Source organism: Microcoleus sp. K4-B3 (assembly GCF_036704615.1).
In the GTDB taxonomy this organism is placed as follows: Bacteria; Cyanobacteriota; Cyanobacteriia; order Cyanobacteriales; family Microcoleaceae; genus Microcoleus.
Genome location: NZ_JAUBSF010000175.1, coordinates 1 through 4,880, shown reverse-complemented (window position 1 = coordinate 4,880; position 4,880 = coordinate 1). Strand labels below are relative to the sequence as shown.

The 4,880-nt window shown below is 46.1% G+C and carries 4 protein-coding genes; 1 reads left to right on the top strand and 3 read right to left on the bottom strand.

What is annotated here, in order from left to right:
- Positions 1 to 474 precede the first annotated feature (474 nt).
- On the top strand, positions 475 to 615 hold the full coding sequence (locus QUA78_RS31835) for a hypothetical protein (protein ID WP_333307381.1): 141 nt from the start codon (positions 475 to 477) through the stop codon (positions 613 to 615).
- Between the two features lie 38 nt (positions 616 to 653).
- Here QUA78_RS31835 and QUA78_RS31830 read toward each other — a convergent pair whose 3' ends face one another.
- From QUA78_RS31830 to QUA78_RS31820, 3 genes are all read right to left on the bottom strand, one after another.
- Positions 654 to 1,286 (bottom strand): Uma2 family endonuclease, encoded by a 633-nt coding sequence (locus QUA78_RS31830; RefSeq protein ID WP_333307378.1) that lies wholly within the window; start codon positions 1,284 to 1,286, stop codon positions 654 to 656.
- A 237-nt stretch (positions 1,287 to 1,523) separates the two neighbouring features.
- Positions 1,524 to 2,972, bottom strand: a complete 1,449-nt coding sequence (ffh, locus tag QUA78_RS31825; protein WP_333399233.1) for a signal recognition particle protein — start codon at positions 2,970 to 2,972, stop codon at positions 1,524 to 1,526.
- 219 nt (positions 2,973 to 3,191) lie between these two features.
- A complete protein-coding gene (locus tag QUA78_RS31820; RefSeq protein ID WP_333399232.1) occupies positions 3,192 to 4,700 on the bottom strand; it encodes an ATPase in 1,509 nt (502 codons plus the stop codon).
- Between the last annotated feature and the right edge of the window lie 180 nt (positions 4,701 to 4,880).

Genomic DNA, 4,880 nt, shown 5'->3' with positions numbered 1-4,880 from the left:
AAAACTTATTCGAGCGTCGGCTTGAATCAATCATCAATCCTTCTCTGGGTCTTCCATTATTTATTCAGCAAACCCTAGCTAATCATCACCAAAAAATAGTATAAACTAATGGACTGAGGAACGATAAAATCAACGTGTATCAGCCCGTGCAGAAAGAAACTGAGATGACAGTAGAAAACCACGGGCGATCTGGGCTTGGTCGCCGGTTTAGTTGATGACCTAGGAATCGTCCAAAAAATCAATATGTTAACCAATTTAAGATGGTTGACTCGTGTATCGCTGGGCATCAAACAAGCGCAGAAACTGGCATCTCAGCTCAAGGTCGCAGAACAAGCGCGATAGTTCTGTGACGGGATATCGTTCGTTGATTCAGCAGTGATGTATAATCGTCACATTGCTCAAGATATCTGCTGGGAATTAATAGTTAGTTTGGGTTGGATTTTAGATGTTTTAGGGATTAAGAAAATTTAACTCATGCCCGAACGTGTATTTTTAGGAATTCCCAACAGCTTTATGCTGAGTGACACAGAACTTCGGGTATTTTTACTCACTATTGTCTCGGACGATCGACTTCGAGTCGCACTCTTGCAGTGTATGCTGCCCGTTGGGGGGTGAGGAATCTGGGATTGTGCGGATTTGGTATCAAAAGCTCTCTAACGCCACACTCGCCTTAAATTCAACACAAATCCTGGCAATACGTCTTCCCCAGATAACTCCGCAGGATTGATTAATATTTCTACTTCTGCTTGCTGTCGATAAATCTCTACCTGCCGGTTTTGCGGGTCAATCAACCAGCCCAATCTTGCGCCGTTGTCCATGTATTCCCACATCTTAGTTTGAAGGGTGGAGAGACTGTCTGATGCCGATTCCCTACGGGATAGCTTCGCTTCACGCAATTCTACTACAAAGTCTGGACACAGGGGCACGAAGCCTTTGCGCTGTTTTGGAGTTAGTGCCTCCCAGCGAGTTCTACTCACCCAGGAAGCGTCGGGAGAACGGCGAGCACCGTTAGGAAGGATGAATCCAGTAGAAGAGTCAAAGCCTTCTCCTAAATCTTCGTGTGTTTCGCACCAGTTGCCTACTTGCGTACTGATACTTAGGTTGCGGCTGCCTGATTCTCCTCCTGTGGGTGGATTCACGATTAATTCTCCTTGTGCGGTTCTCTCTAATCTCAAGTCGGGATTTGCCAATGCTAGGGCCTCGAATTGTTCTGGGGTGACAAAGAGGCCGATCGAATTTGGCAATTCAATGGATATGGTTTCTGGTTGAGTAATTGTTTGTACCATATTTAATTCCAGGCTTTTTCAGGTAGAACTCCGCAACAAGAAAAGAGTTAAAAACGGTATTGTGTAGGGTGCGTCGCTGCGATATTTTCAAGCTGATTTGCAGATGATCGATAGCGACGCACCCTACGGTATCTCAATTAGGGGGCGGGTTTACGAGATTGTGGGTTTTAGGCAATTATTGTCGGTGAAACCCGCCCCTACAAATTTTTGACCATGGTGCAATCTATCAGATATTTTCTACAACTGTCCGAAACCTTTTTTGGGCTTATCTTTTTTCTTTTTCTTCTTCTGCTGGGCGCCCATATAGCCGCGGGAACCGGGCTGCATTCCCGGGCCGCCCATTCCGGGCATTCCGGGCATTCCGGGCATTCCTCCCATGCCGGCGAAGTTGCCTTGACTCATTTGCTGCATCATAGTACGCATTTTCTGGAAGTCGCTGACCAGCTTAGTTACGTCGTTTTCAGCGTAGCCAGCGCCTTTGCCGATGCGGCGGCGGCGGGATGGAGAACTTGCTAAAAGTTCGGGATTGCGGCGTTCTTCAACTGTCATGGAATTAATCATGGCTTCGGTGCGTTTTAGCTGCACTTCTCCCTGCCGCATTTGTTCGTCTGAGAGTTTGTTCATCCCCGGAATCATTTTCATGATGCCGCCGAGGGAACCCATATTTTTTAACAGTCTGGTTTGCTTGAGAAAGTCGGTAAAGTCAAACTTTGCCGTGAGCATTTTCTCTTGCATTTTTTCGGCGTCGGCGATGTCGAATTCTTCTTGCGCTTTTTCTACTAGCGTCAAAACATCGCCCATGCCGAGTATTCTCGATGCCATGCGATCGGGATAAAATGGTTGCAAGGCTTCCACTTTTTCGCCGACGCCGACAAATTTAATCGGCGCGCCGGATATTTGTCGCACGGATAAGGCTGCACCGCCGCGGCTGTCGCCGTCTAATTTGGTTAAGATTGCGCCGGTAATGCCGATTTGTTCGTGAAAGGTGCGGGTTAAATTTGCTGCTTCTTGGCCGGTCATGGCATCAACAACTAACAGCGTTTCGTGGGGTTGTACTGTTTGTTTGATGCGGCCCAATTCTGCCATCATGTCTTGGTCGATTTGCAGGCGGCCTGCTGTATCGACGATGATGGTATCGATGCCGATTTGTTTGCCGTGTTCGATGCCTTGGCGGGCAATTTCTACGGGGTCAATGTCTTTGCCTAATTCAAATACTGGTACGTCGATTTGTTTGCCGAGGGTCAGCAATTGGTCGATCGCCGCAGGTCGATAAATGTCGGTTGCGACTAGCAGTGCGGTACGATTTTGTTTGCGGAGGTGCAGCGCTAGTTTGGCGGTAGCTGTGGTTTTCCCGGTTCCTTGCAAACCCGCCATCAGGATAACTGTGGGCCCGGAGTCGGCGGTGGCGAGGGGTACGTTGGTTTCCCCCATGACGCGCACGAGTTCGTCGTGGACTATTTTAATGAATTGTTGGTCGGGACGGACGCCTGAAACTACTTCTGCTCCTTGTGCTTTGGCTGCGACCTCTCCGATGAAGTTTTTGACGACTTGGAGGTTGACATCGGCTTCCAGGAGGGCGCGGCGGACTTCTTTGAGCGCGTCTTGGATGTTGGACTCGGAGATTTTATTTTGTCCGCGCAGTTTTTTCCAGGTGGATTCGAGTCGATCGGCAAGGGCTTCAAACATAGGGCATTGTTGGCTAGTCAGTCTTTTTAATTTTAAGGCTAAATGGGGCTGTTTGGATTAATGTTTTGCTAATTTTTGAATAATCCTTTCAGGGCGGGCTAGAAGCCCACCCCACAAGAAAATTCACATATTGTGGAACAGGCATCTTGCCTGTTCCTAAAACTGCTGCCCTAAAATTCATTTATTGTGGAACAGGCATCTTGCCTGTTCTTAAAACTGCTATAAGATGTGAGTTTTTATGTATTCTGCGATCGCTGGTTGAAGTGTGAAGAGGGTTCTATCGCCTTTTTGGACTTTTTCGATTAATGACCTCCGTCTCAAGGATTCGACAGCTTTTAGGAATTCTGAAGGGGATAATTCGAGAAGGGCTGGCTTTTTGGAGATTTCAACTTCTTTGATTTCATTTGCTAACCAGTACATTACTTGTTTTTCGGTGTCTGACAAGCGCTGAAAATGTTGGTGCAATAAATATTCTAAGTCTCCTAAGACTAGGCTATCATAGGATAAAAATTCCGAAACTTTGCCACTAAATAAGTCTTTAATTGCAGCGGCTACTGTATTTAACCACAATGGATTGCCTTTGTAAAGCTCAATCAATTGTGACCACTTTTCTGATTCTGCTAAGCCTTTTTCTATAAATATTTCTCGTGCTGGTTCGCCTAAACCATTGAGTTGCAATGTTTGACAATTTTTGTGTTCGCCTTCTAATGCTGCAATTTCTCTGGGTTTTTCCCAACTGAGCAAAACTAAGCAACTGTTGTGACATGATTCTGCTATTTGTTTGAAGAAAGTGCCATAATTTTCATAGCCTGGTTGATAGTTTCCTGCTAGTTGTCCGCTGCTGAAGATTGTTTGCACGTCATCGAGGATGATGAGACAGCGGTGCGATCGTAAATAGTTGATTACCCCCCCCAGCCCCCCCTTGCTAAGGGGGGGAGACGGAGGTTGAATATCTTCGCCCCTTCTTGGCGACGGAGGCTTAATCTCTTCGCCTCCCCTTGGCGACGGAGGCTTAATCTCTTCGCCCCCCCTTGATAAGGGGGGGTTGGGGGGGTTAGTTTCTTGCTGCTGCGATAGGAATTTAATTAAGTCGGTTTGGAGTGTTTGGAGGGGTGGCGCGTCTCGGAGGCTTCGCCAGATTATACAGTCGAATTCATATTGAATGTGTTGGATTAGTTGGAGTGCGATCGCACTTTTGCCGCTTCCGCTTAATCCTAAGATGCTGATGAGACGGGTGCGGTTTTCCAGAATCCATTGTTTGAGGGTGGTGAGTTCGGATGTGCGATCGAAAAATGTCGAGATTTCGGGTGCGTCGCCTAAGTCGATGCGGGGCTGTTTTGCTGTTGATTGATGGTTTTGGGGAGTTTTGGGCGATCGCACTTTTTCACGACAAACGTTAAAGTTATTATTGACTGTGACATTCTCGCCCAATTTAATATTATCGCCAACTATAGCTAATTGATAATTATAAATTTTTTCCTGCTCTAATACAGTCCTAAAATTTGCTTTAGTAATATTTTTTCCTAATTCTTTAGAAAGTATTTTCCAAAGTTGCGATCCGACATTTCTGACATGACTTGGACTTGAGTAAACTTCTTGAGCAATTTGCGTGTAAGTTGTGTCTTGTAAAGTTCCCCGCAGAATAGCTTCTTGCACGTAATCTAAATGCTTTCCCGTCTTAGCAAAAATTAGCTCATCTGCCAGTGTCAAAACTTCGGCAATATCCATAGATTAGGGAGAAGCTGGAGTTGGTAGAGTCGATAGGGGAATTTCTACCCCTACCTCTCCTTCAAAACGGAACGTGAAACTTTTGCTTCATTCCGCTCCTTGATATCTTCACCCTTGTTACGGGTACAATTCAAAACGGGTTATCATCATAGCTCTTTTTGAAGGAGCCGTCATTATCCG